Annotated in this window: 23 protein-coding genes and 2 pseudogenes; 2 read left to right on the top strand and 23 right to left on the bottom strand. The window is 62.6% G+C overall.

Annotation, left to right across the window (positions count from 1 at the left end; all coding sequences use genetic code 11):
- From KGB28_RS08250 to KGB28_RS08230, 5 genes and pseudogenes are all read right to left on the bottom strand, one after another.
- Positions 1 to 160, bottom strand: a pseudogene (locus KGB28_RS08250) (IS5/IS1182 family transposase); the annotation flags it as partial.
- A gap of 172 nt (positions 161 to 332) precedes the next feature.
- Complete coding sequence (speB, locus tag KGB28_RS08245) at positions 333 to 1,289, bottom strand: agmatinase (protein ID WP_223444080.1); 957 nt, start codon at positions 1,287 to 1,289, stop codon at positions 333 to 335.
- A gap of 146 nt (positions 1,290 to 1,435) precedes the next feature.
- A complete protein-coding gene (locus KGB28_RS08240; RefSeq protein ID WP_223444079.1) occupies positions 1,436 to 3,145 on the bottom strand; it encodes an amidase in 1,710 nt (569 codons plus the stop codon).
- A 118-nt stretch (positions 3,146 to 3,263) separates the two neighbouring features.
- The gene (locus KGB28_RS08235) at positions 3,264 to 4,553 is read right to left on the bottom strand and encodes a polyamine ABC transporter substrate-binding protein (protein ID WP_223444078.1); all 1,290 of its coding nucleotides are present in this window, start codon (positions 4,551 to 4,553) and stop codon (positions 3,264 to 3,266) included.
- Between the two features lie 322 nt (positions 4,554 to 4,875).
- Positions 4,876 to 6,075, bottom strand: coding sequence for an agmatine/peptidylarginine deiminase (locus KGB28_RS08230; RefSeq protein ID WP_223444077.1), 1,200 nt, complete (start codon positions 6,073 to 6,075; stop codon positions 4,876 to 4,878).
- Positions 6,076 to 6,326: 251 nt separating this feature from the next.
- Here KGB28_RS08230 and KGB28_RS08225 point away from each other — a divergent pair, with 251 nt between their 5' ends.
- Entirely contained in the window at positions 6,327 to 7,229 is a 903-nt protein-coding gene (locus KGB28_RS08225; protein WP_223444076.1) for a LysR substrate-binding domain-containing protein, read from the top strand.
- Between the two features lie 174 nt (positions 7,230 to 7,403).
- Here KGB28_RS08225 and KGB28_RS08220 read toward each other — a convergent pair.
- The 6 genes and pseudogenes from KGB28_RS08220 to KGB28_RS08195 all read right to left on the bottom strand — a co-directional run.
- A pseudogene (locus tag KGB28_RS08220) lies at positions 7,404 to 7,900 on the bottom strand (acyl-CoA dehydrogenase family protein); the annotation flags it as partial.
- Complete coding sequence (locus KGB28_RS08215) at positions 7,894 to 8,223, bottom strand: type II toxin-antitoxin system RelE/ParE family toxin (protein ID WP_411740578.1); 330 nt, start codon at positions 8,221 to 8,223, stop codon at positions 7,894 to 7,896. The gene KGB28_RS08215 and the pseudogene KGB28_RS08220, both read right to left, overlap by 7 nt.
- Before the next feature lie 127 nt (positions 8,224 to 8,350).
- The gene (locus KGB28_RS08210; protein ID WP_223444074.1) at positions 8,351 to 9,382 is read right to left on the bottom strand and encodes a flavin reductase; all 1,032 of its coding nucleotides are present in this window, start codon (positions 9,380 to 9,382) and stop codon (positions 8,351 to 8,353) included.
- A 294-nt stretch (positions 9,383 to 9,676) separates the two neighbouring features.
- On the bottom strand, positions 9,677 to 10,711 hold the full coding sequence (dmpG, locus tag KGB28_RS08205; protein ID WP_223444072.1) for a 4-hydroxy-2-oxovalerate aldolase: 1,035 nt from the start codon (positions 10,709 to 10,711) through the stop codon (positions 9,677 to 9,679).
- A gap of 22 nt (positions 10,712 to 10,733) precedes the next feature.
- Positions 10,734 to 11,621 carry an acetaldehyde dehydrogenase (acetylating) gene (locus tag KGB28_RS08200; RefSeq protein WP_223444068.1) on the bottom strand — a complete coding sequence of 296 codons (888 nt, stop codon included), beginning with the start codon at positions 11,619 to 11,621 and terminating at the stop codon, positions 10,734 to 10,736.
- A 32-nt stretch (positions 11,622 to 11,653) separates the two neighbouring features.
- Positions 11,654 to 12,481, bottom strand: coding sequence for a fumarylacetoacetate hydrolase family protein (locus tag KGB28_RS08195; RefSeq protein ID WP_223444067.1), 828 nt, complete (start codon positions 12,479 to 12,481; stop codon positions 11,654 to 11,656).
- 277 nt (positions 12,482 to 12,758) lie between these two features.
- Here KGB28_RS08195 and KGB28_RS08190 point away from each other — a divergent pair, with 277 nt between their 5' ends.
- Positions 12,759 to 13,556 (top strand): DODA-type extradiol aromatic ring-opening family dioxygenase, encoded by a 798-nt coding sequence (locus tag KGB28_RS08190; protein ID WP_223444066.1) that lies wholly within the window; start codon positions 12,759 to 12,761, stop codon positions 13,554 to 13,556.
- Here KGB28_RS08190 and KGB28_RS08185 read toward each other — a convergent pair.
- The 12 genes from KGB28_RS08185 to KGB28_RS08130 all read right to left on the bottom strand — a co-directional run bounded on the left by KGB28_RS08185 (position 13,553) and on the right by KGB28_RS08130 (position 24,532).
- On the bottom strand, positions 13,553 to 13,936 hold the full coding sequence (locus KGB28_RS08185; protein WP_223444064.1) for a nuclear transport factor 2 family protein: 384 nt from the start codon (positions 13,934 to 13,936) through the stop codon (positions 13,553 to 13,555). The genes KGB28_RS08190 and KGB28_RS08185 overlap by 4 nt on opposite strands.
- A gap of 197 nt (positions 13,937 to 14,133) precedes the next feature.
- Entirely contained in the window at positions 14,134 to 15,342 is a 1,209-nt protein-coding gene (locus KGB28_RS08180; RefSeq protein ID WP_223444062.1) for an MFS transporter, read from the bottom strand.
- 7 nt (positions 15,343 to 15,349) lie between these two features.
- Complete coding sequence (locus tag KGB28_RS08175; RefSeq protein ID WP_223444061.1) at positions 15,350 to 16,159, bottom strand: enoyl-CoA hydratase/isomerase family protein; 810 nt, start codon at positions 16,157 to 16,159, stop codon at positions 15,350 to 15,352.
- A gap of 22 nt (positions 16,160 to 16,181) precedes the next feature.
- Positions 16,182 to 16,949 carry an enoyl-CoA hydratase/isomerase family protein gene (locus KGB28_RS08170; protein WP_223444059.1) on the bottom strand — a complete coding sequence of 256 codons (768 nt, stop codon included), beginning with the start codon at positions 16,947 to 16,949 and terminating at the stop codon, positions 16,182 to 16,184.
- Complete coding sequence (locus KGB28_RS08165; protein ID WP_223444058.1) at positions 16,946 to 18,118, bottom strand: acetyl-CoA acetyltransferase; 1,173 nt, start codon at positions 18,116 to 18,118, stop codon at positions 16,946 to 16,948. The genes KGB28_RS08170 and KGB28_RS08165 overlap by 4 nt, the downstream gene beginning before the upstream one ends.
- Positions 18,115 to 18,495, bottom strand: coding sequence for a Zn-ribbon domain-containing OB-fold protein (locus KGB28_RS08160; RefSeq protein WP_223444056.1), 381 nt, complete (start codon positions 18,493 to 18,495; stop codon positions 18,115 to 18,117). Before KGB28_RS08160 ends, KGB28_RS08165 begins: the two co-directional genes overlap by 4 nt.
- A complete protein-coding gene (locus tag KGB28_RS08155; protein WP_223444054.1) occupies positions 18,495 to 18,956 on the bottom strand; it encodes a MaoC/PaaZ C-terminal domain-containing protein in 462 nt (153 codons plus the stop codon). Before KGB28_RS08155 ends, KGB28_RS08160 begins: the two co-directional genes overlap by 1 nt.
- The gene (locus KGB28_RS08150; RefSeq protein ID WP_223444053.1) at positions 18,953 to 19,432 is read right to left on the bottom strand and encodes a MaoC family dehydratase N-terminal domain-containing protein; all 480 of its coding nucleotides are present in this window, start codon (positions 19,430 to 19,432) and stop codon (positions 18,953 to 18,955) included. Before KGB28_RS08150 ends, KGB28_RS08155 begins: the two co-directional genes overlap by 4 nt.
- Positions 19,433 to 19,445: 13 nt before the next feature.
- Positions 19,446 to 21,563, bottom strand: coding sequence for an acetate--CoA ligase family protein (locus KGB28_RS08145; protein WP_223444051.1), 2,118 nt, complete (start codon positions 21,561 to 21,563; stop codon positions 19,446 to 19,448).
- Between the two features lie 33 nt (positions 21,564 to 21,596).
- Positions 21,597 to 22,355, bottom strand: a complete 759-nt coding sequence (locus tag KGB28_RS08140; RefSeq protein WP_223444049.1) for an SDR family NAD(P)-dependent oxidoreductase — start codon at positions 22,353 to 22,355, stop codon at positions 21,597 to 21,599.
- A 17-nt stretch (positions 22,356 to 22,372) separates the two neighbouring features.
- Positions 22,373 to 23,503 carry an acyl-CoA dehydrogenase family protein gene (locus KGB28_RS08135; protein ID WP_223444047.1) on the bottom strand — a complete coding sequence of 377 codons (1,131 nt, stop codon included), beginning with the start codon at positions 23,501 to 23,503 and terminating at the stop codon, positions 22,373 to 22,375.
- A complete protein-coding gene (locus KGB28_RS08130; RefSeq protein WP_223444045.1) occupies positions 23,504 to 24,532 on the bottom strand; it encodes an acyl-CoA dehydrogenase family protein in 1,029 nt (342 codons plus the stop codon).
- Between the last annotated feature and the right edge of the window lie 2 nt (positions 24,533 to 24,534).

The raw sequence follows: 24,534 nt of genomic DNA, 5'->3' as shown, positions 1-24,534 counted from the left end.
GACGCCCAATCGGGCTATAGAAATCGGCGAGGTAATGGCGCAGATCGTTCAGATCGAGACACCGATCAATGCTGCGCAGAAGGTGATTGGCGGGGATGTGATCTTCAAGGTTGAACGAGTAAAACAGTCGCTCCTGCCCACTCGATAACTGTCCCATCATGCTGCGTGCTTCCCTGCTGGCCAATGCAGAGATTTTGCCGCAGGCCAGACAGGGGAGCTACTTTTTCAACACAATCGGCCGTTTTCTGCCTCTCGCCAAGGGCAGTAATCGGCCAGTTGCTGTCATGAGAGCAACTGGTCGAAAAATGTCTGTAGCTGTCCAGACCACTGGTTTACAGCTTATGCCGCGCGGCATACAGGCAGATCATCTCCATCGCCAACGCGGCCCCGGCAAGCGCAGTAATCTCGGCGTGATCATAGGGCGGTGCTACCTCCACCACGTCCATGCCGATCAGGTTGATACCGCGCAGACCTCGCAGAATCGCCAAGGCCTGATGGCTCGATAGTCCACCGCAGACCGGCGTCCCCGTGCCTGGGGCAAATGCCGGGTCGAGGCAGTCGATATCGAAGGTGAGATAGACCGGATGGTCGCCAACGCGCGCCCGGATAATCTCCGCCAGTTCCTTGGTAGAGCGATCATGCACCTCGCTGGCATTCAGCACCTGAAAGCCCATGACGTCGTCATTGGTCGTGCGCTGGCCAATCTGGATGGACCGTGCAGGATCAACCAGCCCTTCGCGGACGGCGTGATAGAACATTGAACCGTGGTCGATGCGCTTGTCCTCGCCGTCGGACTCCAGGTCATGGTGCGCATCGAAATGGATCAAGGAAAGCGGACCATACTTGGCCGCGTGAGCTTGCAGCAGCGGATAGCTGATGAAGTGATCGCCACCTAGAGTCAGCATCGCAGTACCCGCCGCCAAGATCCGCTCGGCATGGGCCCTGATCGCCGAAGGGGTCTGCTCCGGGGTGCCGTAATCGAAATAGCAATCGCCATAATCGACACAAGCCAGCAGATCGAACGGGTCAAATTCCCAAGGCCAGTGACGCGCCCAGGCGGACTGTACCGATGCCTCGCGGATGGCCCGTGGTCCGAAGCGGCTGCCTGGTCGATTGCTGGTCGCGGTATCGAACGGAATGCCGCTAATGGCGATATCCACGCCACGCAAATCGCGGGTGTAGCGACGCCGCATAAAACTGGTGATACCACCGTAGGTCGGTTCTCCCTCGGTGCCATACAGGCTGTCACGCGTCATCGCCTGATCGATTATCGAATTGTCATTTAGCATGGGATTCTCAATGCGGGTTACTAAAGCTGACCCAGTCATATGCACGCTCACGCAGTGCTTGCTGGGGTAAAGGTTGGTTTCTGTTACTCGGGCTTGCCGTGACTGGGCAGGACTGGCGCTTTATCGCGCCAGACCCATTGCGGTTTTCAGCCGCCTGGCAAGGGTGGGGTTCGCACCGGGATCAAGCGCTTCGATCCGGTGGCCTCAAACGCGGACGCCAAGTGCAGCAGCGCTGAGTCGTCGTAGGCGCGACCGGCAAACGTCAGGCCGACGGGCATGCCGATGTCCGGCATCACGCCCATAGGCACGGTGATCGTTGGCACGCCGAGGTGACGGATGGCGAGGTTGCCGTTGGCGACCCAGACGCCGTTGCTCCAGGCGATATCCGCCGATTGCGGATCGACATCGGCATTCGCCGGGCCCACGTCGGCGACCGCCGGGAAAATCACCGCGTCGAGCCCCAGCCGATCCATCCACTCCTCAAGATCGATACGCCGAGTCTGCTCCAGCCCACGTAGGCCATCAGGCAGCGTGGCGATCTGATCCCACCGGGTGATGCCACGCTCCGCCATGCGCACGTATTCGTCCATGCCAATGGCCGGGCCATCTTCGCGGTCAGGCAGAGCGCCTGGGTCGTGCGGAAAAATCTGCGGGCCGTCGACGTCAGCCAGACGGTTTAGTTTGGGATCGTCGTTGGCTTGTAGGAAATCATCGAAGGCCCAGGCGGTCAGGTCCCACAGTTCGTGATGGAGGAACTCCCTGGACACCAGGCCGCGGGTTAACACCGTCGGCGCCCCAGGTCGATCGCCCTCGCAATTGGAGACCAGCGGGAAATCCGTCTCAACCACTTCGGCACCGGCCGCTTCCAGAGTCTTTCGCGCGTTTTCCCAGAGGGCAATCACCGAGGGGCGAGTGTTGATCCGCTGGCCTGTCGCCCACCCGATACCCGGCGCTTCGCCGGTGCCAGCGTCGGGGTCGGCGTTGATGTACATGCGCGGTACGCCCAAGCGCTTGCCGGCGAGTGCGGCGGGCCCGGCAGCCAATTCCAGGTAGGAAGCGGGGCGCACCGAGGCGACGCTGGGGATCGGCACCCAAGGCTGCAAGCGCCATAGGTCGCCACGTTTGTCGGCGTCTTCGGCCACCACCACGTCGAGCACTTCGAGCAGGTCGGCCATGGTCCTGGCATAGGGCACGACCACATCCATGGTTGGCGTCAGTGGCCAGTTGCCGCGCACCGAGATCACCCCGCGCGACGGTGTATAGGCGCACAGACCATTGTTTGAGGCCGGCCCGCGACCGCTCGACCAGGTTTCCTCAGCAAGGCCGAAGGCGGCGAAACTGGCAGCGGTGGCCGTGCCTGCGCCATTGGAGGAACCTGAGGCGAAGGGTGCAGTGAGGTAGTCCGCGTTGTACGGGCTCTCGGCACGGCCATACACGCCGCGCTGCATGCCGCCATTGGCCATGGGCGGCATATTGGTCTTGCCCAGGCAGATCGCACCGGCGCCGCGCAAGCGCTCGATGGTGAACGCATCGCGATAGGCAACCAGGTCCTTGAAGGCCGGGCTGCCGGACGCCGCGCTCAGGCCTTTGATCAGGTAGCTGTCCTTGGCTGTATAGGGAATACCATCGAGCGGGCCGAGGGTCTCACCACGGGCACGACGGGCGTCGGAGGCCTGCGCTTCTTCAAGCGCATTCGGGTTGCGCACCACCACTGCGTTGAGGGCGGTGGGCGTGTTGGGGCCGTCGTAGGCATCGATCCGTGAGAGATAGGCCTGGACCAGCTCAACTGCCGTGGTTCGGCCAGCTTCGAGGGCTGCGCGCAGCTCGGCAATGGAAACTTCGGTTACTTCAATCATGCTTTTACCAATGGCTACTGGGTCTGCAAGGTGACTAGATTGGCGCCGCGTGCCAGCGAAAACGCATCGGCCATGTGCCTGGTTCCGTTGAGTTTCACTGGCGCAGCGCAATTTACTGTCAGGTTCCCGACTTGAGCTTGGTCCATGCACGGGTGCGAGCGCGTTCTGCACTGGACGGCAGAGGCACCAGCGCGAATAGAGAAGTCTGGATGTCGGTGGCGGGGTAGAGATTGGGGTTGTTGCGGATTTCCGGGCTGACCAGGGCAGTGGCGTCCTTGTTCGGGTTGGGATAACCGACGAAGTCGCTGATCGGAGCAATCACCTGCGGTTGCAGCAGGTAGTTGATCAAGGCATGGGCATCATCCGGGTTCTTCGCATCCTTGGGGATGGCCAGCACGTCGAACCAGACCGGTGCGCCTTCCTTGGGCAAGCGCATGTCCACCACCACGCCGTTACCGGCCTCCTTGGCGCGATTGGCCGCCTGGGAGAAACTGCCGGAGTAACCCACGGCCACGCAGATGTCACCATTGGCGATATCGGTCATGTATTTTGAGGAGTGGAAGTAGGCGACGTTGGGGCGGATCTTTTTCAGCAGTTCTTCGGCCTTCGCGTAGTCCTTGGCCTGAGTGCTGTTGGGCGGCAGGCCCAGGTAGTGGAGGGCGATGGGGATCATATCCGTCGGCGAATCGAGAAGGGCCACGCCGCACTGCTTGAGCTTGGCAATGTTCTCTTCCTTGAAGATCAGATCCCAGCTGTCCACCGGCGCGTTTTCGCCGAGAGCAGCCTTGACCTTGGCCGGGTTGAAACCGATCAGTACGGTTCCGTACAAATAAGGCACGGCGAAACGGTTACCCGGATCGTTGGCTTCGATCAGCTTCATCAGTTGCGGGTCCAGATGCTTCCAGTTGGGTAGCTTGCTGCGGTCAAGTGGCTGGAAAGCGTCGGCCTGAATCTGCTTGGCGAGGAAACTGTCGGACGGCACCACCACGTCATAGCCGGAGTTGCCGGTGAGCAGTTTGGCCTCCAGGGTTTCGTTGCTGTCGAAGATGTCGTAGACCAGTTTTGCGCCGTTCTCCTTCTTGAAGTTGTCCAGTGTCTGCGGGGCGACGTAGTCGAACCAGTTGTAGACACGCAGGGTGCGCTCCTCCGCATTCGCGTTAGCGGTCAGCAGGCCCAGGCTGCAGATCGTAGCGAGGAGCGAGCGGGGGAGTTGATGCTTGATCCATTTCTCACAGCTTTGGGAGATGGTGCCCACTCGTTCGGCTGCCAGCGCCGGGCCAGCAAGCATCGTCAGAGCCTTCAGCAGGACGGCACGCAGGCTGCCGACTCCAACGCGGGCGGTGCGCCAGGACACCGAGTCCGCTCCCATATCGATTTTTTGCCACGGCTGTTGCTGCTTGTACTTCATAGGACCACCTTTTGAATTATTGTCTTTGGCCTAGCTCCAAATGAATTGTTACGGCTGCTTGAATCACAATCAATCTATATAAACTACAAGTAATTCAAGCAAAAAAACTAAACGATATGGTCTGACGCCGATGTCTCCTACGCTTCGTGCAGGCGCTGACGGGATGCACCAGGCAGCGGCATGCACAAACGCGGGCACGTCATCTTTTGGAGTTAGGCGGTGATTCCCCGCGCAGGGCTGGATCAGCCGAACTGGCCCAACCCTGCGAGGGAAAGCAGTCTGGCTATTGCTTGCGTCTCATAGGCGGCAATTCTTTTCAGCGCTAACCGACACTAGGAATGTGTTGGGTGATGCAATGCACACCACCGCCATTGTTGGCAAGGATGGTGCCATCGACACCCACGACTGGCCGTCCCGGAAAAATCTCCCGGAAGAGATTCAAGGCAATCTCATCTGCAGGAGTGCTTGAAGTAGGAACCACGATGCCGACGTTGGATTTGTAGAAGTTGATGTAGCTGAAGTTCTCCACCGTCAGGCCTGACACCTTGAATGTTGGCTGAACGGGCATCTTGGTAATCTTGAAGGGGCGGCCCCTTGCATCGGTGCTTTGTTGCAGCACTGCCAGGTTTGCCGCCATCCTGGGCACGTTGGGGTTGCTTGGGTCCGACGGGTAATTCAATAACAAATGGGCTGGCTCGATGCACGCAGCAACCAGGTCGACATGCCCATCGGTAGCGGCAGCGCCGTCGTCGCCGTACACCCCATACGGCAGCCAGATCATCTTGGTCGCGTTATAGACACGGAGCAGCGCGGTCTCGATCTGAGCCTTGGTCATGCTCGGATTACGATTGGGATTGAGCAAACACTGTTCGGTGGTAATGAGCGTGCCCTGCCCATCGGTAATCACCGCGCCACCTTCAAAGACCATATTGACTGGTGATTTAGGCACGTTAAGGGTGGCGCACACGCCGGTGGGCAATTGATCATCCAGGGCGGCCGACCACCTGTTACCCCAGCCGTTGAAAATGAAATCGCGTCCCAGCATGTCGCGTCCTGATGGGCTCAGCGCGAAGACTGGCGCGGTATCACGGGTCCAGCAATCGTTGTATGGATTCTCGATGACAGTAACGTTAGGGCCGCAGCGCTTACGTACAACCTCGGTATAGCCGGTCATCGCCATCATCAAGACCGGTTCGAACTGCGCAATGGCATTCGCTACGTTGATGACAGAGTCCTGCATGGGTTTCAGTTGGTCCTTGTAGCTCTTGTCATAGGGGTACGCCATCAATACGCTCTGGTGTGGCTCCCACTCTGCGGGCACCCGATAGCCATCGGAGGCAGGGTTGGGCTCCGCGGCTCGGGCCAGGCGTCCAAGCCCTGACGTACCGATGGCAGTTGCAGTAATAGCCACCAACGCGCCCATATTGAACCGGCGCCTTCCCGGGTTCGTAGGCCCCTCCATTGCGGCTTGATCTGCCATCAACGGCTCTGTTGCCAACTGAATGTCTTGTTCTTGATCCATGTAACGAGTCCCCCAGGTTATCCAGCTAGATATCTCATTTACCAAGGCACACGAGCGAAACAGGTAGAGGTGCACCGAGCCCACCCCTCATCGCTTACTTGCCACACCTGTTGTTGCCTGTGCTTCGTAGGGCCACCTATTGAATTGTTGTCTTTGGCCTCCCTCCGCTGAATCTTTGCGGTTGCTCAAGGCACAATCAATCTATATAAATTGTCAAAAAAACAGGCAGAAAAACTAAATGGTAAACCCGCATGCCCTTACCTCCGCTCCATGCGTTTCGCGTATTTGAATGTGTTGCAAGGCTGGGCCATGTCGGTGCGGCCGCCGCTGAGCTGCATGTCACCGCCGGGGCTGTCAGCCAGCAGATAAGAGCGTTACAGAGCTCACTCGGCATCGATCTTTTCTACAAGCAGGGCCGCTTCCTGGTGCTGACCGAACGAGGCCTGGCGCTACAACGTTCGGTAGCTCGCGGCATCGGCGAGATCACCGAAGGGGTGCGACAGATTTCCGAGGCGTACTTCCAGGAGCCAGCGACGAAAGTCCTGACCATTTCCACGGAACCGATTTTTGGCGCGGCCTGGCTGATGCCGAAGTTGTTCGCCTTTCGTGCAGAACATCCGCACATTCACCTGCGCGTCATTACTGCCGACGACATCAGCGAGGTGGACTGGCGCAGGGCCGATATCGCCGTGCTCTACGACGCTCCGACGTGGGAGGGTTTCTGGTGGCGGCCACTGCAAAGCCTGCATATGTTTCCCGTCTGCTGCCCGCAATTGCTGCGCGGCCCGCGTGCGCTCAAGCAGCCGTCCGACCTTGTTCACCACCGCCTCTTGCATGAGGATGACGGCGCTCAATGGCGGCGCTGGCTGCTAGAGGCGCGCTTGCCTTACCCAGGTGATGCCGATGTCCATCTGGAAGACTTCGGCATTGCCCTGCAGGCGGCGCGAGATGGCTATGGTGTTGCACTTAGCGACGAGATCAATTCATTGCGCGATTTGGATGAGGGCCGCCTGGTGCAGCCCTTTGCACTGAAGGTTCCGACGGGGATGGACTATTTCTGCATCTGCAACGAGGAGAGTCGCGATATCCCGGAGATAGCTTTGCTCATCGATTGGCTGATCGAGCAGGCAAAGATAGTCCCGGTCTTCCCCTAAGCGTTGTTGGGGCGGTTTAAGTTTCACGTGGCTCAGCACAAAGCTGAATGACCTCTGGAATTTTAGGCGTCTTGAGCGCCTGCTTTTGGCCGTTCTCTCCGGTCACGACTGGCTGCTTTTGGCTGTGGATTCAACCGGTCGATGCAACAAGTTGGCCAAATGCGGACGCTAGGCGAGGGCACGCTGGTAAGAGCGCTCCGACAAGCCAACACCTTCGATGCCAACAGAGAAACGGGCTGCGTTCATCATGATGAACATGTATTCCAGTCCGCGATTTTTTTCGTCTACCAGCCAGCCGATTGCACCTGCATTGTCGCCGAAGGCGAGTACGGCGGTCGGGCTGGCATGGATGCCCAGCTTGTGCTCGATAGATACGCAACGTACGTCGTTGCGAGCACCGAGATTTCCATCAGCCTCGACCAGAAACTTCGGCACCACGAACAATGAGATGCCCTTAACGCCTTCGGGCGCACCGGGAACCCGGGCCAGAACCAAGTGCACGATGTTATCGGTAAGATCGTGCTCGCCATAGGTTATGAAGATTTTTGCCCGTGGATGCGATAAGTGCCATCGTACTGAGCCTCGGCGCGGCAGCGCACGGCCGCAGGGTCGGAACCGGCCTGCGGTTCGGTGAGATTCATGGTGCCATTCCACTCGCCGCTGATCAGTCGTTAGGTAGGTGCAACTGCACCTCCATGGCGTCATGAAGAAGTCTGACGACCTCAATCACGTCGTCGTTTACCACACGATAGAACACGATATGGTGCGGGCATTTGACCGTTCCACGGACTGTTTGGCCTGTTGGCCTGTTGGCGTGAGTAGATGAGGTGATTGATGCGAAGGCGCGGCGCAGCTCATCACGGTCGTGGCTGCCAATGCGATAGGGCATGCCAATAGCTTGCAGCGCCGCTAGGATCAGCGCCTGGTAGCCCTTAGCGTGCTGCACCGGATCGCACGCCTTCCACGCCGCAGCACTGCTGAGCGATGCGCTCAAGCAGATTCGTGAATTGCAGCGGATGCTGGGCATTCAGTACTAGGTTCATACAAAGACTCAGTGTTGCGAGCTCCAGCGATGTGAACCGTGATATCAAGGTTTCTTTCGCAGAGCTAGCGGGACAGCCTCAGAACCAGCGATAGGGGATAAGCGGACTGTGGATCCTCACGAAGCGGCTCAGTAGGGTACGCAGTGCAATGGTCTCGGGGACTCCGAGCTGTCGCATCATCGTATCCTCCACCTGCTGACTCTGGATGAGGATGCGAGCGACGACTTTCTTGCCTTCGGGTGTCAGGAAAATTTGCGCGTGGTCCTCATCGTCCGGTGCGGTGCGTTCGTCATCGATGCGAATCAGCCCTCTCGCTGCCAGGTCGTTGATCGATTCAGGGCCGACTTCGCGTCCGGTGTATGCGGCGAGGGAAATCAACTCGTGGTAGGTGCGTCCTTCCCGTGTACCCAGTGCACTGAGGACCAGGTACTCGATGTTGTTGAGTTTGAGCTCAGAGGCATGTTCCTGCGTCCTGGCGGAGAAGTGCAGGTATGCGCTGGCCAGCAAATAGCCAAGGGGGCTGGCTTCGCTGACGTTACGAGGGTCCTCGTCAGGAGGTGGCATGATAGTTTGCGTGGTGCTGGTGGCGATGGCGTAGTTGCCACTCTGGAATACCAGTGGAGGGGTATCGGACTTGTCGAACTTGAGTACTTCGCCCACCAGGATGATGTGGTCGCCGCCATCGTAGATATGGGCCGTGCGGCACTGCAGCCGAGTGGTGCAGCCGGCCAGCAGCGGCGCCGAGCCCAGGCCGCCCTCGTATTCGATTCCGTCGAATTTCTCCGGCCCGGAGACGCTACGGGCGAAACGCGCCGAGAGTTCGCCCTGGTCGTGGGCGAGGATATGCACAGCCCAGTGGCTAGCGTTTTCGAAGGTGGCGAGGCTCTGCGATTTGCGAGCCAGGCTCCAGAGCACCAGTGGAGGGTCCAGGGACACCGAGTTGAAACTATTAGCCGTTACGCCGACGGGGGAATCGTCCTGGTCGCGAGCCGTAATGATGGTGACACCCGTGGTGAACGTCCCCAGAGCGTGGCGAAACTCCCGGGGATCCAGTGTGGTAGTGCCAAGTTTCTGCTGGCCGGCTTGTGAGAGTTGTGCGTTGTTATTCATGCCCGTTTTCCTCTGGGACTGGGAGCCGTATCTGTGGCTTGAATTGTCTAACGTGCAGCACTTTCCAGCATGGTCAGAACGGACGATGTTTGTTGATATCGAGGTGATTGCAAAACTGCGTGAGGGCCAAGGAAAGCGGGCATGGAGGAGATTTTTGTGGCTCAGGCTGAATGTCGATTGAAATGGACCTGATCTGCGTGATTTTGTGTGCGCTGGACATTGATTTCATGGAAAAAAAAAGCCCCCGTAAGGGGGCAGGGGTAAACGATCTCTGATGTCGGGACGCTGTCAGCGTTAGTGGCTGATTGCGCGTTCACGTGCCATGTCCAGCGCCAGGTCCTCGATCATGTCCTCCTGACCGCCGACAGTCTTGCGTCGGCCCAGTTCCAACAGGATCTCGTGGGAGGGCACGCCATACTTCTTTTCGGCACGTTTGGCGAACAGCAGGAACGAGGAGTAGACGCCAGCGTACCCTAGCATCAGCGAGTCACGGTCGACCCGGACGATGTGCTCCATCATCGGGAACACCTTCTCTTCGGCAACATCAGCGAGCTTGAACACGTCCACGCCCGTAATGATACCCAAGCGATCGCAGACTGCATTGAAGACTTCCAGCGGCGTGTTGCCGGCACCGGCACCTAGGCCGGCGGCGGAACCGTCGATGCGATTGGCACCGGCTTCAATGGCTGCCAGCGAGTTGGCTATGCCCATGCCGAGGTTGTGGTGGCCGTGGAAGCCCAGTTCGGTTTCCGGTTTCAGCGCCTGGCGAACCGCGTCGATGCGTACGCGAACGTCCTCGGGGAGCATGTACCCGGCCGAGTCCGTGATGTAGAGACAGTTGGCTCCGTAACTTTCCATCAATTTGGCCTGTTTTACCAAGCCGTCGGCGTCGAGCATGTGTGCCATCATCAGGAAACCGACCGTATCCATGTCCAACTTACGACCGTATTGGATGTGCTGCTCGGAAACGTCGGCCTCGGTGCAATGGGTTGCCACGCGAATGGTGTGTACGCCGCAGTCATGTGCCATCTGCAGATGATCGACGGTGCCGATACCGGGCAGTAGCAGGGCCGATACCTTGGCCTGTGTCATTTGCGCAATGACCGCACGCAGGTATTCCTCGTCGCTGTGTGCCGCAAAGCCGTAATTGACGGAGGTGCCGCCCAGGCCATCGCCGTGGGTGACTTCGATCAGCTGAACACCGGCTGCGTCCAGGCCGGTGGCCACATCCACCATCTCCTGCAGGGTGATCTGGTGGCGCTTTGGGTGCATTCCGTCGCGCAATGACATGTCGTGCAGTTTGATTTGCTTGCCGCGTAAGGAGGTCATGGCAATTTCCATTCGAGAGTGGTTAGGCGTTCAGCATGTCTTCGGCAAACATCTCCGCGGTACGGGCGGCGGCCGCGGTCATGATGTCCAGATTGCCCGCGTACTTGGGCAGGTAGTCGCCTAGGCCCTCCACCTCCATGAAAATCGACACGCGATTGCCGTCGAATACCGGTCCGTTCTTCAGCGTGTAGCCGGGCACATACTTCTGTACGTCCTTGATCATTGCGTGCACCGATTGGGTGATAGCTTCGCGATCCGGTTCGCTTTCGGTCAGGCAGTGAATGGTGTCACGCATGATCAGCGCAGGTTCGGCCGGGTTGATCACGATGATCGCCTTGCCTTCCTTGGCCCCACCGACCGTGACCACCGCGCCGGCAGTGGTGCGGGTGAACTCGTCGATATTCTTGCGGGTGCCGGGGCCGACCGAACGGGATGACACCGTCGCCACGATCTCGCCATAGGCAACGGGCTGCACACGTGACACCGCGTGGACCATGGGAATGGTCGCTTGTCCCCCGCAGGTCACCATGTTGACGTTCAGCACCTGCTTGCCCAAGTGATCGGCCAGGTTTACCGGCGGCACGCAGTACGGGCCGATGGCCGCAGGCGTGAGGTCGATCATCAGCACGCCCAGTTCATTGAGCTTGCGCGAGTTCTCGGCATGTACGTAGGCGGAGGTCGCGTCAAAGGCGATCCGGATGTCGTCGGCCTTGACGTGGGGCAGGAGCCCATCGACGCCTTCGCAGGTGACGTTCAGTCCCATTTCCCGGGCGCGCTTCAAACCGTCGGATTCGGGGTCGATACCGACCATCCAGACCGGCTCCAGCACTTTGCTGCGTTGAAGTTTGTAGAGCAGGTCGGTACCGATGTTGCCGGGTCCGATCAGGGCGCATCTGATTTTGCGTGTCATGGCCAGTTCTCTCGCATTTAGGGAGGGCAGAGTCAGTCGGTGAAGCGAATCGAGGCGCAGCCGATACCCGTAACGGTCAGCTCGAAGTGGTCGCCAGCTTTTACGGGTACCAGGGGAACCAGCGATCCCGACAGGATGATTTCGCCAGCGAGCAGGGGCATGCCGAAGGTACCCAAGGTATTGGCCAGCCAGGCCACGGCCTCGGCAGGGTGCCCTTGCACGGCCGAGCCAAGCCCGCTGGAGTGTGGCTCTCCGTTGCGCTTCATATCCAGGCGGACATTGGCGAGGTCGAGGCCGGCAGGGGAGACGCGCGGGCTACCCAGGACGAAGACACCGCAGGAGGCGTTGTCGGCGATGGTGTCCTGTATGGATATCTTCCAGTCGCAGATGCGCGAATCGACGATCTCAAAGCAGGCCATGACCGAGTCAGTGGCTTGCAGCACATCCTCCAGGGTGACGCCGGGGCCCATCAGGTCGTGCTTGAGGATGAAGGCGATCTCACCTTCTGCGCGGGGCTGGATAAGGTTGGCCTGGCTAAGGCTGACGCAGGCATCGTTATCGAAATGCATGCGGTCGGTGAGGAAGCCGAAGTCCGGTTGGTGGACGCCGAGCATTTCCTGTACGGCTTTGCTCGTTACGCCGATTTTTTTGCCGATGATCCGCTCGCCGTCGGCTTTACGCTGTTCCAGCATGGCCAGTGAGATGTGGTACGCGTCTTCGATATCCAGCGAATCGGTGGTGGTCAGCGGCTGGATCGTCTCGCCATTGCGTAGCGCCCTGTAGAGACGCTCGGCGAGTCGCTGGCGCAGTCGCGTTTTATCCTGCGAGGCACTGGAGATCGGTTCGATTACGGGGGGCATTGGACTGTCCTCTTGTCGGGCTTGTCCAAATCATGCCGGATGTGTCGGCGCGCGCCCTCACCCGCATGCAGTAGTTTCAGCACTCTTTCTGCATCACTGCATTACTACGGAGTCGTGGTAATCAATCTGGGCGAGGCGTCCGGGGTTGAGAAGACCGCACACTGGCGACAAATTACAGGTGGCCAACCAACCCGTTACTGGTGTGCGTCCTGAGCCTGGCGCTCTCTCTGCCAGCAGCGTCATCAATCCTGTTCCTGAGCCTGAGGTTGCATCTTCAATGAGCCTTCCGAGTTTGTTTATTCCTCATGGGGCGGGTCCCTGCTTCTTCATGCGCTGGGACTTCGGCCCGGCCGAGATGTGGCATTCACTGGGGGCATGGCTGCAGGGCCTGGCGTCGAGCCTGCCGGAACGGCCGAAGGCCATCCTGGTCGTTTCTGCTCACTGGGAGGCCGAGCGCTTCACGCTGACGTCCAGTCCGGCCCCTGGTCTGATCTACGACTACAGCGGATTCCCGGCGCACACCTATCGACTGCAATACCCGGTCGCCGGCTCACCCTGGCTGGCCAGCGATGTGTGCGAACGCTTGCGCGGCGCAGGGCTACCGGCAACGCTCGACGACACACGCGGACTGGATCACGGTGCGTTCATCCCGTTCAAACTGATCTATCCGCAGGCGGATATCCCGATGCTGCAGCTGTCACTGCGCAGCGATCTGGAGCCGGCAGCACACCTGGCTGCCGGGGCGGCGCTGGCGGGGTTGCGAGAGGAGGGGGTGTTGATCGTGGGCAGCGGCATGTCTTTCCACAACGTCCGTGCATCTGCAGAGGACCTGGCTGCGCGAGCGCAGGCATTCGATGACTGGTTGCTCGATACGCTGATGGGGACGCCGGAGGAACGAAGTCAGCGCCTGTGCCATTGGGTCGAGGCACCGCAGGCGCGCTTCGCCCATCCGCGCGAGGAACACTTGCTGCCGTTGCTGGTGGCTTGCGCTGCAGCAGGTGACCAGCCCGCACGGCGCGTTTACGCCGAGCGGCTGGGGGGCCTCGTCGCGGTCTCGGCTTATCGCTTTGGCTAGTCGTTGCGGCTGTCGGAGGAGGCCTTAATCTCGATGTCGCCTGGGCCGAAATAGGCGCGCATGGAGGTGATGAGCCCGGCTTCGTCGAAGGTCATCACATCGATGACCCGTACCCGCGCTTCGTCCTGGGGTAGCTTCGCCACGGCATCGAAGGCCATCGCGGCAGCATCGCCGTGAGAGGCGCGGATCGGTGCGCAGAGCTGTAGGGTGGCACCGTTGGCCATGGCGCTGCGGTAGAACTCGACGATTTGCGTCTTGCCCTCGCGCGGCGACGAGCCGTACGGGTCTTCCACCGTTGCGTCGTCGTGGTAGAGGGCGATGATGGCTTCCAGGTCATTGCGGTTGAAGGCGTCGATGTAGGCCTGAAGGGCGCTTTTCATTTGGATTTCCGTTGGCATGTCTGCTCCTTGTTCAGGCGATTTGCCTGCTGGTTTATGGCGGATGTGGTTTGCGTAAGCGGCTGGAAGTCCACTCGGGTCAGATGCGCTGAGGCTTCCCATAACCCGGCCGCCAACTCTTCGCAATTCACGGGCGAACTGCTGGTCGGCGCGGATCAAGGCCGATTGGCTGCGCTCGCTCATGGGTTGCTCCCCGTGTTCTTGCCGTGGGGGATGGACAGTGTCGTCAAGGCGGCCAGTGCCAGCAGACCGGCGGTGCAGCCGAGGGCGAGGGCGTAGGAGTGCCGCTCGGCGAGCACCCCGATGAGAATAGGGCCGATGACCATGCCGAGGTCGGCGGCCATCTGGTAGCCGGCTATCACCGTACCCCCACGGCCATTGGCGGTGTCACCGGCGACTGCGGCTGCGGCGGTGGTGCAGAACGCGGTTCCGAGCCCCATCAGCGCGAGCCCGCCCAGGTAGGTTGTCAGCGATTGCCCGCCCTGGATGAGCAGGAAACTGCCCAGTACCAGGGACATGCCCACCATCAGGCTTGGCTTGCGACCCCAGGTGTCCACCCATCGGCCAGCCTTGGGCAGTAGCAGTGTCTGGGTCAGTGCACCGACGGTCAGGCCGATGCCGATCCATTTCGCCGGCTGATTGAGCACCGTCAGCAGGAACAGCGGCAGGACGGAAACCCTGACCCCGTAAACGGCAAAGCCGATGGCGAAATTGCTGGCGATCGCGGATCGGTAAGAGGCCAGGCGTAGCGCCTGGCCAAAGCTGACCGCCGCTTGCCCGGAGTCGCTCGCCGAGTTGTGACCGTGGCGCAGGTGGCGCAGCAGCAGTGCCGCGACCAGGGCCGCCGTTCCCGTTCCGGCTCCGTAGAGGAAGAACGGCAGGCGCACAGACATGTCCACGAACAGGCTGCCGATGGCGGGACCGGCGACCGTCCCGACGTAATAGGCACCCATGAACAGCCCCGCCGCCCGCCCCCGGTGGCTGGCGGCGGTGGTGCGCAGCATGAGGCTCATGGCCGACACGCTGTAGAGGATCGAGCCTATCCCGCACAGACCGCGCCATGCCAGCAGTTGCTCGGCGGAAGCGGAAAAGCCGGCGGCAACGCTGCCCAGCGCCATGAGCCCAAGACCGCCGCACAGCAACCGGTACTCGCCCCAGCGATTGACCAGTCTGCCGCCTGGCCAAGCCATCAGCAGGCGGGCGAAGGGGAAGGCCGCGATGATCATGCCGATCATGCTGCTGCCCACCCCTAGCGCCTGACCGAACAGCGGAATGGCCGGTGACTGGATGCCGAAGCCCACGGCGGAGATAAAGCTGATTACGCACAGGCAGCGCACTTCCGCGGAAATGCCGCCGAGCCAGCCGGTGTCTCCAGCGCCTCTGGGCATGCTGTGTTCAGCGCCCATGGAAGACCGGCTGGCGCTTTTGCGCGAAGGCGCTGGAGGCTTCCTTGTGATCTGCGCTGAGGAAGGTCGCCGCTTCCAGCTGCAGCCCCAGGTCGGTCACCAACTGGCTGCGCTGGCGCAGGATCTGGTTCAGCGCACGCTTGGTGCCCTGCAACGCGAGAGGAGGGAGGGCGGCCATGCGCTCCGCCATCTGCAGCGCCTGATCATGCAGCTCCGTGGCCGGCATGGCCCGCAAGGCCAGGCCCAGCCGGGCAGCTTCGTTGCCACTGAGTCGCTCGCCGGTCATCAGGTAGTACTTGGCGGCGCCGAGGGGCATGCCCAGGGGCCAGGCCAGCGCGCCACCATCGCCTGCGACCAGGCCCATGGGTACATGGGTGTCGGCGATCTGGGCGTCGTCGGCGATAAGCACCACATCGCAGAGCAAGGCCAGAGTCGCCCCCAGCCCCATGGCGTAGCCCTGCACCGCGGCGATAATCGGCTGTGGCACATCGAGGAAGCGCTCGATCAGGTTCCCGGCGCCGCGGGTGACCAGGGCCATTGCTTCGCATGGGGTCTGCTCGATGGCCGGCGTCTCGGCAAACGCCTTGACGTCGCCACCGACACAGAAGGCCCGTCCTGCACCCTGCAGCACCACGGCCCGGACGCTGGAGTCGTGACGCAGGTCGGCAAGGATGGCTTCGAGGCCTTCATGCATGTCGGCTCCCACGGCATTGAGGCGCTCGGGGCGATTGAGGGTCAGCACCAGGACATGGTCCCGGCGCTCGGCGAGGATACTGTGAAAACGTCCGTAATCGGTCATGGGGAAACTCCGTTTTTGTTGTCTATGGGATTGAGCGGCGCCCGAGCTTTTCCAGCATCGCCGCGCGGGCCCGCGCCCGATCGGGATCAAGGACTGCAAGGTTCTGCAGCGTGACTTCGGCCTCCAGTTGCTCGGCCAGGCTATTGCGTGCGGCCTGGGCCAGGAGGCGCTTGGTGAGCCCTACGGCGAGTCCGGGCTTGGTGGCCAGTTGCTCGGCCATCTCCAGCGAGTGTCCCAGCAGCCGATCCGGGGCCAGCACCTCGCTCACCAGGCCCCACTCGCGGGCCTCTTCGGCGCCCAGCCGGCGATTGCTGGCCAGCCAGGAAAAGGCCCGGGCGTAACCCAGCAGCCGGGTGATGAACCAGCTGCCACCGGCATCCGGGACCAGCCCTATGTCGACGAACGCCGGTACGAACCTGGCGTCGCTGGACGCGATCCGGATATCGGCGGCGCAAGCCAGCGAGAGTCCGGCACCCGCTGCGGCGCCGTTGACGGCTGCGATGATAGGCTTGTCCAGCGCGGCCATTGCCAGGGTGTTCGCATTCAGTGCATAGCGCAGCGTGCTATGGCCCAGTGCCCCTGCGGCGGGTGGCGCGTTGAGGTCGGCACCCGCGCAGAAGCCGCGTCCGGAACCGGTCAGCACCACCGCGCGAACCTGCGAATCACCGGCCTCGTGCCAAGCATCGCAGAGCTCACGGTGCAGCTCGGCATTGAACGCGTTCAGCGCCTCAGGGCGGTTGAGTGTCACCAGCAGCACCGCGCCCTGGCGTTCGCGCAAGACAGTGCTCATAGCGCTGCTCCCGTGCCGAGGATGGCGGTGACCTGGCTGGAGAACTGACCGCCGTTGCCGTGGGCCAGCGCCAGCTCCACGCCGGCCTGCTGCCGTGCTCCGGCCTCACCGCGCAGCTGCCGCGTGGCTTCGATGAGGGCGAAGATGCCGTACATGCCCGGATGGCAGTAGGACAGGCCGCCGCCGTTGGTGTTGACCGGCAGTACGCCTCCCGGGGCGATGCGGCCATCGGCGACGAAGGCACCGCCTTCGCCCTTGGCGCAGAAGCCCAAGTCCTCCAGGAACATGATGGTGTTGATGGTGAAGGCGTCGTAGAGCTGTAGCACGCCGATGTCCGCCGGTTTGACCCCGGCCATGGCGTAGGCTCTGGCGCAGGACTCGACTGCACAGGTGGTGGTCAGATCAGGCATCTGGGAAATGCTGCGGTGCGAGTGCGCTTCGCCCGCGCCGAGCAGGTAGACCGGCGGCCTTGGCAGGTCACGTGCGCGATCGGCACGGGTCACCACCAGGGCGCCGCCGCCATCGGTGACCAGGCAGCAATCGCGGATGCTGAGCGGGCTGCAGACCATTTTGCTGTCCAGCACGTCGGTAATGCCGAGCGGCCCTTTGTCATGGCAGAAGGCGACGGGGTTGAGTTGCGCCCAGGCGCGCGCGGCGACGGCCACCGCGGCCAACTGCTCGCGGGTGGTGCCGTACTGATGCATGTGCCGGGCGGTGGCCAGTGCGTAGCCGGACACCGGGTGGCGTGGCTTGTAGGGGGCTTCGTAGTTCGGCATCTCCAGTGGCCCGCTCAGCGGCTGCCGACGTTGGGCATCCGCGCGCGGAGTACTGCCGTAGACGATCAACGCCGTGTCGCACAGCCCGGCCTTGAGGGCCGCCGCCGCATGGAACAGGTAGGACAGGAACGAGCTGCCGCCGATATTGCCGCTATCGCTGTAACGGGGGCGGATACCCAGGTACTCACCCAGGTCCAGGTTCGACATGAAACGGCCGGCGACACAGCCGAACAGGCCATCGACGTCCCGGGTGCGCAGGCCCGCGTCATTCAGCGCGTGAACCGCCGCCTGGGCGGCCAGCTCGATGGGGTAGCGCTGTGGCCCGACGTCACCGAGGTCCGATTCGGCGACCCCGACGATAGCGGCTGCGCCGCGCAGGTCATGGTGAGTCATGGGCGTTCTCCTTCGTTGAGGTCGAACACCACGCGCGGCTCCTCGCCATCGAGGCGTTCCACCCGCGCCCGGACCCGGGCGCCAATGGGCGGTGCATCGCAACCGGCAACAGTGCTCATCATGCGAAAGCCTTCGTCCAGGTCGACCAGCACGAGGTTGTAGTGGTGCTCCTTGTCGTAGACCACGCTGGACGAATAGAGCGTGCCCAGCCCTTGGCTGTCGCGCAGGCCCAGTTCCACCGAGCCGCAATGAGGGCAGCAGGGGCGCAGGTAGAAGACCGCCTGATCGCAGTCGTGGCAGTGCTGATAAGCCAGGGCACCCCGTGCCAGGCCTTCGAGATAGCGCTGGTACGGCGCCGGTTCGCGGACATCATTCATTATGGCTTCCTCCGGGGGGTGTCGTAGGTGGCGACGGCGGTTGCCGTCAGGACGTCCTGGCGCTGACCGTTGGCGGCTTCGCGCTGCACCAGCAGTTCACAGTTCACCTGCATGCAGTCGGGGCCTTCGGGGTCGATGGCGGTAACCCGGCCGCTGAGGATCAGGGTGTCGCCTGGCCAGACCTGGGAGACGTAGCGCACCGAGTACCTGCGCAGCGCCGCCAGGCCCAGCCAGGAAGTCGCGTAGGCCGAGAGGATCCCCGCCGTCAGCAGGCCATGGCCGAATACGCTGCGGTAGCCGGCGCGGTGGGCAAAGGTCTCGTCGTGGTGGATGGGATTGAAGTCGCCACCGGCGCCGGCGTAGCGAACGATGTCGGTTCGGGTGATCGGTCCGACACGGCGCACGGGGGCGGTGTCTCCGATCTGGAAACGAGGCGAAGCGTCGTGGTTTGTGCTGTTCATGTGGGCAGTACCTCGTGCTCGTCCATGGGCGGCGGCGGGGGCAGTTCGATGATGGTGCTGCGGGCGATCAGCGCCAGTTGATCGTGTTCGTCGTAGAAACCCGTCTCGCGTACGATCAGGGTCATCTCGCCCTTGGCGCCCCGCTTGCAGGTCACGTTGGCGATATGCGAGCGGACGGTGAATTCCTCGCCGGCCAGCACTGGTCGCAGGTATTCCCATTCATTGCCGCCTGCCAGTACGCGCTTGAGGTCGAGGTTGAGCGGGTTGCCTTCCTGCGGGGGTTGCCAGTGCATGGAGACGGTGCTGAAGGTCGGCGGTGCCGGTGGGGCGCAGAAGCCCTGCCGGCGCGCCGCCTCGGAGTCAAAGTAACAGGCATCGGTACAGAAGATCGCCTTGGCGAACTCGGCGATCTTGCCTTCCTCGACCTTGAAGCGGAACGAGGGAAACTGGTAACCGACCAGGGATTGATCTGCCATCGTGTTCACTCCTTCAGTGCGCCGGCCCGGATGACCCGGCCAGCACCACCAGTGCGTCGGCGGCGAAGACCTTGCCGTCGTCGACCCGGATCGGGTTGATGTCGATTTCGCTGACCTCCTCGAGCTCCAGGGCCAGGTTGCCGACGCCCATCATGATGGCGGCGATCTGCGTCTGTTCCTCGGCGCTGAGGCCACGCCGCCCCTGGACCAGGCGACCCTGGAGCAGTTTTCCGAGCGCGACGCGGGCGGTATCGAGCCCGAACGGCGGGCGCAACAGCGTGGTTTCCGCCAGCTGCTCGACAAGTACGCCACCCAGGCCTACCGCCACCATGGGGCCGAACACCGGGTCGCGCTGCAAGCCACAGGTCAGTTCCATGCGTGCGGGTACCATCTCCTGCACCAGCACGCCGTCGAGGACGGCATGGGGCGCCCGGCGCCGCACTTCGTCGAGCATGTCTCCATAGGCTTCACGCACCGCGTCCGGGCCCTGCAGACCGAGGCGGATGGCGCCCACGTCGGACTTGTGCGGCAGTTGAAAGGACATGACCTTGAGCACCACCTTGCCGCCGATGCGCGTTGCCGCCGCGATGGCGTCCTCCTCGCTGTGTACCCACTCTTCACGGGTGATGGGAATGCCGTACTCGGCGAACAAGCGCTTACCCTGGGCCTCCATCAGCACCTGCTCCCCCTGGGGCAACTGCAGGTGCTGCCGCGCGCGCCGGGCACGTTCGGCATCGGGTTCCTGGGCGTGGTCCGCCGCGAGGGACTGTCGCGAGGAGAAACGCTGCAGGGCGGCGAGTGAGCGGGCGATCCGCTGCGGATCGGTGTAGGTCGGCACGCCAGCCTGCTTCAAGGGCTCCACAAGGTCGGTGGACAGCACAGCCATGGGTTTGTCGGTGCGCTGGTAGAGCGCGGCCAGTTCCCTGGCTGCCTCGGTGGCGCGAGCCCAGGTGACCGTGGTGAGCATGTCGACCGAAGGACTCTGGGCGACCAGGTTCTGCAGTGCAAATAGTGACTCCTGCTTCACCGCTGCGGTGGTGTCTATGGGGTTGGCCACGCTGCCGAAGAAGGGTGTATGCAGCACACTGAGCATCTGTGCCTGTTCCGCTTCGGGGAAGGTCGGGATATCCAGGCCGTTGAGACTGGCTTCGTCGGCCAGCAATACGCCGGTGCCGCCGGAGGCAGTCATGATCGCCAGGCGTTTGCCGGACGCCCGGCGACCGTCCTGGAAGATCATGCCCAGATCGAGCATCTCCTCCAGACTGTGAGCCACGATCACGCCGTACTGACGACAGACTGCATCGAATACATCGACGGCACCGACCACCGACGCGGTGTGGCTCATGGCGGCCTTGGCCGCAGCTTCGGAGCGCCCCGCCTTGAGGACCACCAGTGGCTTGTCGAGCGCCTGGGCGCGCCGGGCCGCTTCTATGAATACCTCCGGGTCACGCAGGGTCTCACTGAACGCCAGAAGCACACGAACTTCCGGTCGCTCCACGAGGTAGCGCAAAACGGCCGCGACGTTCACGTCCAGCTCGTTGCCGGTACTGACGAACCAGCCAAGGCGCAGGCCGGTGAGCAGTCCCTTGGTGGTCAGGTAGGAGCCAAAGCCACCGCTCTGGGAAACCAGCGCCACACCGCCGCCCGGCGGCAAAGGTTCGTCCGGGGTCAGGGCGAAGTTGGCCATGACGCCCCCGGCGATGTTCAGGTAGCCGATGCAGTTCGGACCAATCACCCGCACGCCGCCAGCCTTGGCCAGTTCTGCGATGCGCTGCTGCAGGGCGGTCCCTTCGGCACCGGCTTCGGCGAAGCCGGAGGAGAGTAGCGCGACGCCACCCACGCCCTTGGCCACGGCCTGCTCCATGATGCCTTCGACGGCCTGGCAGGCCACCGCGATGACCACCAGGTCCACGGTTCCCGGTACATCGTGCAGGCTGGCGTAGGCAGGGCTGCCCTGGACGCTGTCGTCCTTGGGATGGATCGGGTAGAGCGCGCCGCCGAAGGAGCGCTTGAGGTTGGCGAACAGCAGGCCGCCGATGCTGTAGAGGTTGTTGGAGGCGCCAACCAGGGCGATGGAGCGAGGTGCCATCAGGCGATCGAGATCGGAAGCTGCGGTGTCGATACGAGTCATTGTCGTTGTCCTGTTCCGTGGTGGTTTGCGCGCTTAGCGCACCATCATCGAGCCGCCATCCACCGACAGAACCTGGCCGGTGACGTAGGAGGACTCTTCGCTGACGAGATAGAGGAAGGCCGGGGCTATCTCCTCAGGCTCCGCCGAGCGCCTCAGCGGGTGCTGTTTGAGCGCTGCCGCATGGGCTTCGGCGAATTTCGGGTCGTTCATGATGGTCTTGGTCATCTCGGTGGCCGCCGCCGGAGCGATGGCATTGACCAGGATGTTGTACTTGCCCAGCTCGCGGGCGGCGGTGCGCACCATGCCGAGCATCGCGGACTTGGCCGCGGCGTAGTTGATCTGGCCAATGGAGCCGTTCTGCGCAGTGGAGGAAGTGACGAAGACGATGCGCCCCCACTGGCGTTCGATCATGTCGTGGACCACCGCCTGCAGCCAGTAGAAGGAACCGTGCATGTGCACATCGATCACCTGGTGCCACTCGGCGCCGGTCATCTTGTGCAGCATGGCCGGACGGGTGATGCCAGCGTTGTTCACCAGGATATCGATGGGGCCGAGCTCGGCCTTGATGATGGCGGCGGCGGCGTTGACGTCGACCTGGTTGGCAATGTCGCAGCGCACGAACAGGGCTTTGCCGCCCTCGGCATGGATCAGCGCGGCGGTTTCTTCACCGCCACTGACGTTGATGTCGACTATGGCCACGCTGGCGCCTTGCGCCGCATAGCAGCGGGCCACGGCGCGACCGATTCCTTGTGAAGCGCCGGTGATTACGGCGACGCGATTGTTCAAGCGCATGATGGGGCTCCTTGTGGTCAGCGCGGCATGTCGAGCATGCGGGCGAGGATGTTCTTCTGGATTTGCGAGGACCCGCCGTAGACGCTGACCGGGCGCGAGGTGAAGTACTCGGCCAGCCAGCGGGGGGCATTGCCGGTCAGGGCGTCGGCGCCAAGTACGTCGAGCGCGACATGCATGGTGTACTGGGCGGCCTTGGACCAGAGCAGCTTGCCCACTGAGCCTTCCGGCCCGGGATCGCGTCCGGCCAGGCGCAGCGACAGTTGCTGCGCCACGTTCAGGCTCAGCGCTTCGATGTCCACATGGGCGCGCGCCAGCTTATGGCGGGTGCTGGTATCGGCGAGCAGGCCGCGCTCGGCGGCGATCTGTTCGATTTCGCGCAGTTGGCGACGCAGCGCTGAAATGGAGCCGGTGTCCGAAGCGCCACGTTCGTAGGACACCGTCGTCATCGCGATGCGCCAGCCGTCGCCCGGCGCGCCGATGCGCTGGCTCGCGGGAATGCGCACATCATCGAAGAACACCTCGGCGGTTTCCGGTTCGCCGCTGTGCAATACGATCGGCTTGACGGTGATGCCGGGAGCATCGAGCGGGGTCAGCAGGCAAGAGATGCCCTTGTGCTTGGCCGAGTTGCTGTCGGTGCGTGCCAGCAGCAGGCACCAGTCGGCCTGCAGTGCGCCGCTGGTCCACATTTTCTGGCCGTTGACGACGTAGTGGTCGCCGTCCTGCTCGGCGCGGGTGCGCAGCGAGGCCAGGTCGGAGCCGGCACCGGGTTCGCTGAAGCCCTGGCACCACTGCACCTCACCACTGAGCAGGGTGGGCAGAAAGTGTTGCTTCTGCTCTTCGGTACCGTAGGTGAAGATCGCCCGCCCAAGGTAGTTCACCATCGCCGGCAGGCGAGGGGAATCGGCGCGGCCCGCTTCGTCATTGAGAATGGCGTCGAAAGTTGCGGACAGCCCCTGGCCACCGTACTCCTTCGGCCAGTTCAGGCCGATGTAGCCGCTGGCGTAGAGTGCCTTGTGCCAGCTCTTGCTCAGCGCGCGCAGGCCTTGCGGGTCGGTGACTTCGCGCCAGTTGGCGGGAGTGTTGTGCTTGAACCATTCGCGCAGTTCGAGGCGGAATCCGGCCTCTTCGGGGGTATCTCGGTAGTCCATTCAGCGTGCTCCCAGTCGGGCGTCGGCGATCTGCTGCAATTGATGGGACTCGCCGCCGAACAGTCGGGCGTCGAGCAGGGCGCGGCGGGTGTAGACGTGGGCGATGTGCTCCCAGGTTTGGCCGATGCCGCCGTAGACCTGCATCACCGCTTCGGTCACCGGCAGTGCTACGGAAGAGGCGTAGGCCTTGGCGGTGCGTGCGGCCAGCAGTGCCTCGTCGGCGTCCAGTTGGTCCACCGTCCAGGCGGCGTAGCAGGTAATGCTGTGGGCGGCTTGGGCCTGGACGAGCATTTCCGCGCACAGGTGCTGGATGGCCTGGAAGCTGCCGATCAGTGCCCCGTACTGCACGCGCTCCTTGGTGTAGGCCACTGCACCGGCATGGGCGCCGTTGAGTGCGCCGACGATGTCCGCCGCCACAGTGGTCAGGGCCAGGGCGTACCAGCGTTTGAGGGCGTCGGCGTCTATCGGTTGGCCGAGCACCTGCGCTGCGCCATGCGCAGTGCGAAGGTGCAATACGGCGCGGGTCAGGTCGGCCGCGTCGTGGCCCGCAGCAAAACCCTGTTGCAGGCTGATACGCACCAGGCGGCCATCGGCCAGGCCCAGGGCATAGTCGGCGCCTTCGCAATCCCAGGCGATGCAGCCGACTTCGTCGGGGGCGGCCAGACGCTCCAGAGTGCGGTCCAGCAGCAGCGCATAGCGGGTTTCACCGGCGGCGAGTTCTTCGATCAGTTCGTACGGGGCGTCTGCCTGGGCGAGCAGCTCGCTGGCCAGTACCGCAGAGGCGAAGGGTTGGGGAACCAGGGTTTCGCCCAAGGCCTGGGCGGCGATCATGACTTCCACGCCGGAGGCGAGGGGCGTGCCGTTGTCACGCATGCGCAGGCCGAGCAGGCCCACTTCGGTGAGCTTCTGCCAGTCCCGTTGGGCGTCGCGGGTCTGGAGATCATGCGGGTTGGCGATGCCAATGGACTGCGCCAGGCGTTTGGCTGAGTTTTCAAACATCTGCTGTTCGTCGTTGAATAGCGCGAGCACGG

The organism is Pseudomonas sp. BF-R-19, assembly GCF_019956445.1.
GTDB lineage: Bacteria > Pseudomonadota > Gammaproteobacteria > Pseudomonadales > Pseudomonadaceae > Aquipseudomonas > Aquipseudomonas fluorescens_BH.
Note: the sequence above shows the minus strand (reverse complement) of the source record. Positions and strands in the feature narration are given on the sequence as shown.

Bases quoted from the DNA above. Each gene is read 5' to 3' on its own strand.
- KGB28_RS08175 (WP_223444061.1), bottom strand. From the start codon at position 16,159: ATGACCGATTACGGACGTTTTCACAGTATCCTCGCCGAGCGCCGGGAC.
- KGB28_RS08240 (WP_223444079.1), bottom strand. From the start codon at position 3,145: ATGATTGAAGTAACCGAAGTTTCCATTGCCGAGCTGCGCGCAGCCCTC.
- KGB28_RS08165 (WP_223444058.1), bottom strand. From the start codon at position 18,118: ATGACTCACCATGACCTGCGCGGCGCAGCCGCTATCGTCGGGGTCGCC.
- KGB28_RS08170 (WP_223444059.1), bottom strand. From the start codon at position 16,949: ATGAGCACTGTCTTGCGCGAACGCCAGGGCGCGGTGCTGCTGGTGACA.
- speB (WP_223444080.1), bottom strand. From the start codon at position 1,289: ATGCTAAATGACAATTCGATAATCGATCAGGCGATGACGCGTGACAGC.
- KGB28_RS08150 (WP_223444053.1), bottom strand. From the start codon at position 19,432: ATGGCAGATCAATCCCTGGTCGGTTACCAGTTTCCCTCGTTCCGCTTC.
- KGB28_RS08135 (WP_223444047.1), bottom strand. From the start codon at position 23,503: ATGGACTACCGAGATACCCCCGAAGAGGCCGGATTCCGCCTCGAACTG.
- dmpG (WP_223444072.1), bottom strand. From the start codon at position 10,711: ATGACCTCCTTACGCGGCAAGCAAATCAAACTGCACGACATGTCATTG.
- KGB28_RS08230 (WP_223444077.1), bottom strand. From the start codon at position 6,075: ATGGATCAAGAACAAGACATTCAGTTGGCAACAGAGCCGTTGATGGCA.
- KGB28_RS08180 (WP_223444062.1), bottom strand. From the start codon at position 15,342: ATGCCCAGAGGCGCTGGAGACACCGGCTGGCTCGGCGGCATTTCCGCG.
- KGB28_RS08225 (WP_223444076.1), top strand. From the start codon at position 6,327: ATGCCCTTACCTCCGCTCCATGCGTTTCGCGTATTTGAATGTGTTGCA.
- KGB28_RS08145 (WP_223444051.1), bottom strand. From the start codon at position 21,563: ATGACTCGTATCGACACCGCAGCTTCCGATCTCGATCGCCTGATGGCA.
- KGB28_RS08195 (WP_223444067.1), bottom strand. From the start codon at position 12,481: ATGCCCCCCGTAATCGAACCGATCTCCAGTGCCTCGCAGGATAAAACG.
- KGB28_RS08190 (WP_223444066.1), top strand. From the start codon at position 12,759: ATGAGCCTTCCGAGTTTGTTTATTCCTCATGGGGCGGGTCCCTGCTTC.
- KGB28_RS08200 (WP_223444068.1), bottom strand. From the start codon at position 11,621: ATGACACGCAAAATCAGATGCGCCCTGATCGGACCCGGCAACATCGGT.
- KGB28_RS08185 (WP_223444064.1), bottom strand. From the start codon at position 13,936: ATGAAAAGCGCCCTTCAGGCCTACATCGACGCCTTCAACCGCAATGAC.
- KGB28_RS08235 (WP_223444078.1), bottom strand. From the start codon at position 4,553: ATGAAGTACAAGCAGCAACAGCCGTGGCAAAAAATCGATATGGGAGCG.
- KGB28_RS08155 (WP_223444054.1), bottom strand. From the start codon at position 18,956: ATGAACAGCACAAACCACGACGCTTCGCCTCGTTTCCAGATCGGAGAC.
- KGB28_RS08210 (WP_223444074.1), bottom strand. From the start codon at position 9,382: ATGAATAACAACGCACAACTCTCACAAGCCGGCCAGCAGAAACTTGGC.
- KGB28_RS08160 (WP_223444056.1), bottom strand. From the start codon at position 18,495: ATGAATGATGTCCGCGAACCGGCGCCGTACCAGCGCTATCTCGAAGGC.
- KGB28_RS08140 (WP_223444049.1), bottom strand. From the start codon at position 22,355: ATGCGCTTGAACAATCGCGTCGCCGTAATCACCGGCGCTTCACAAGGA.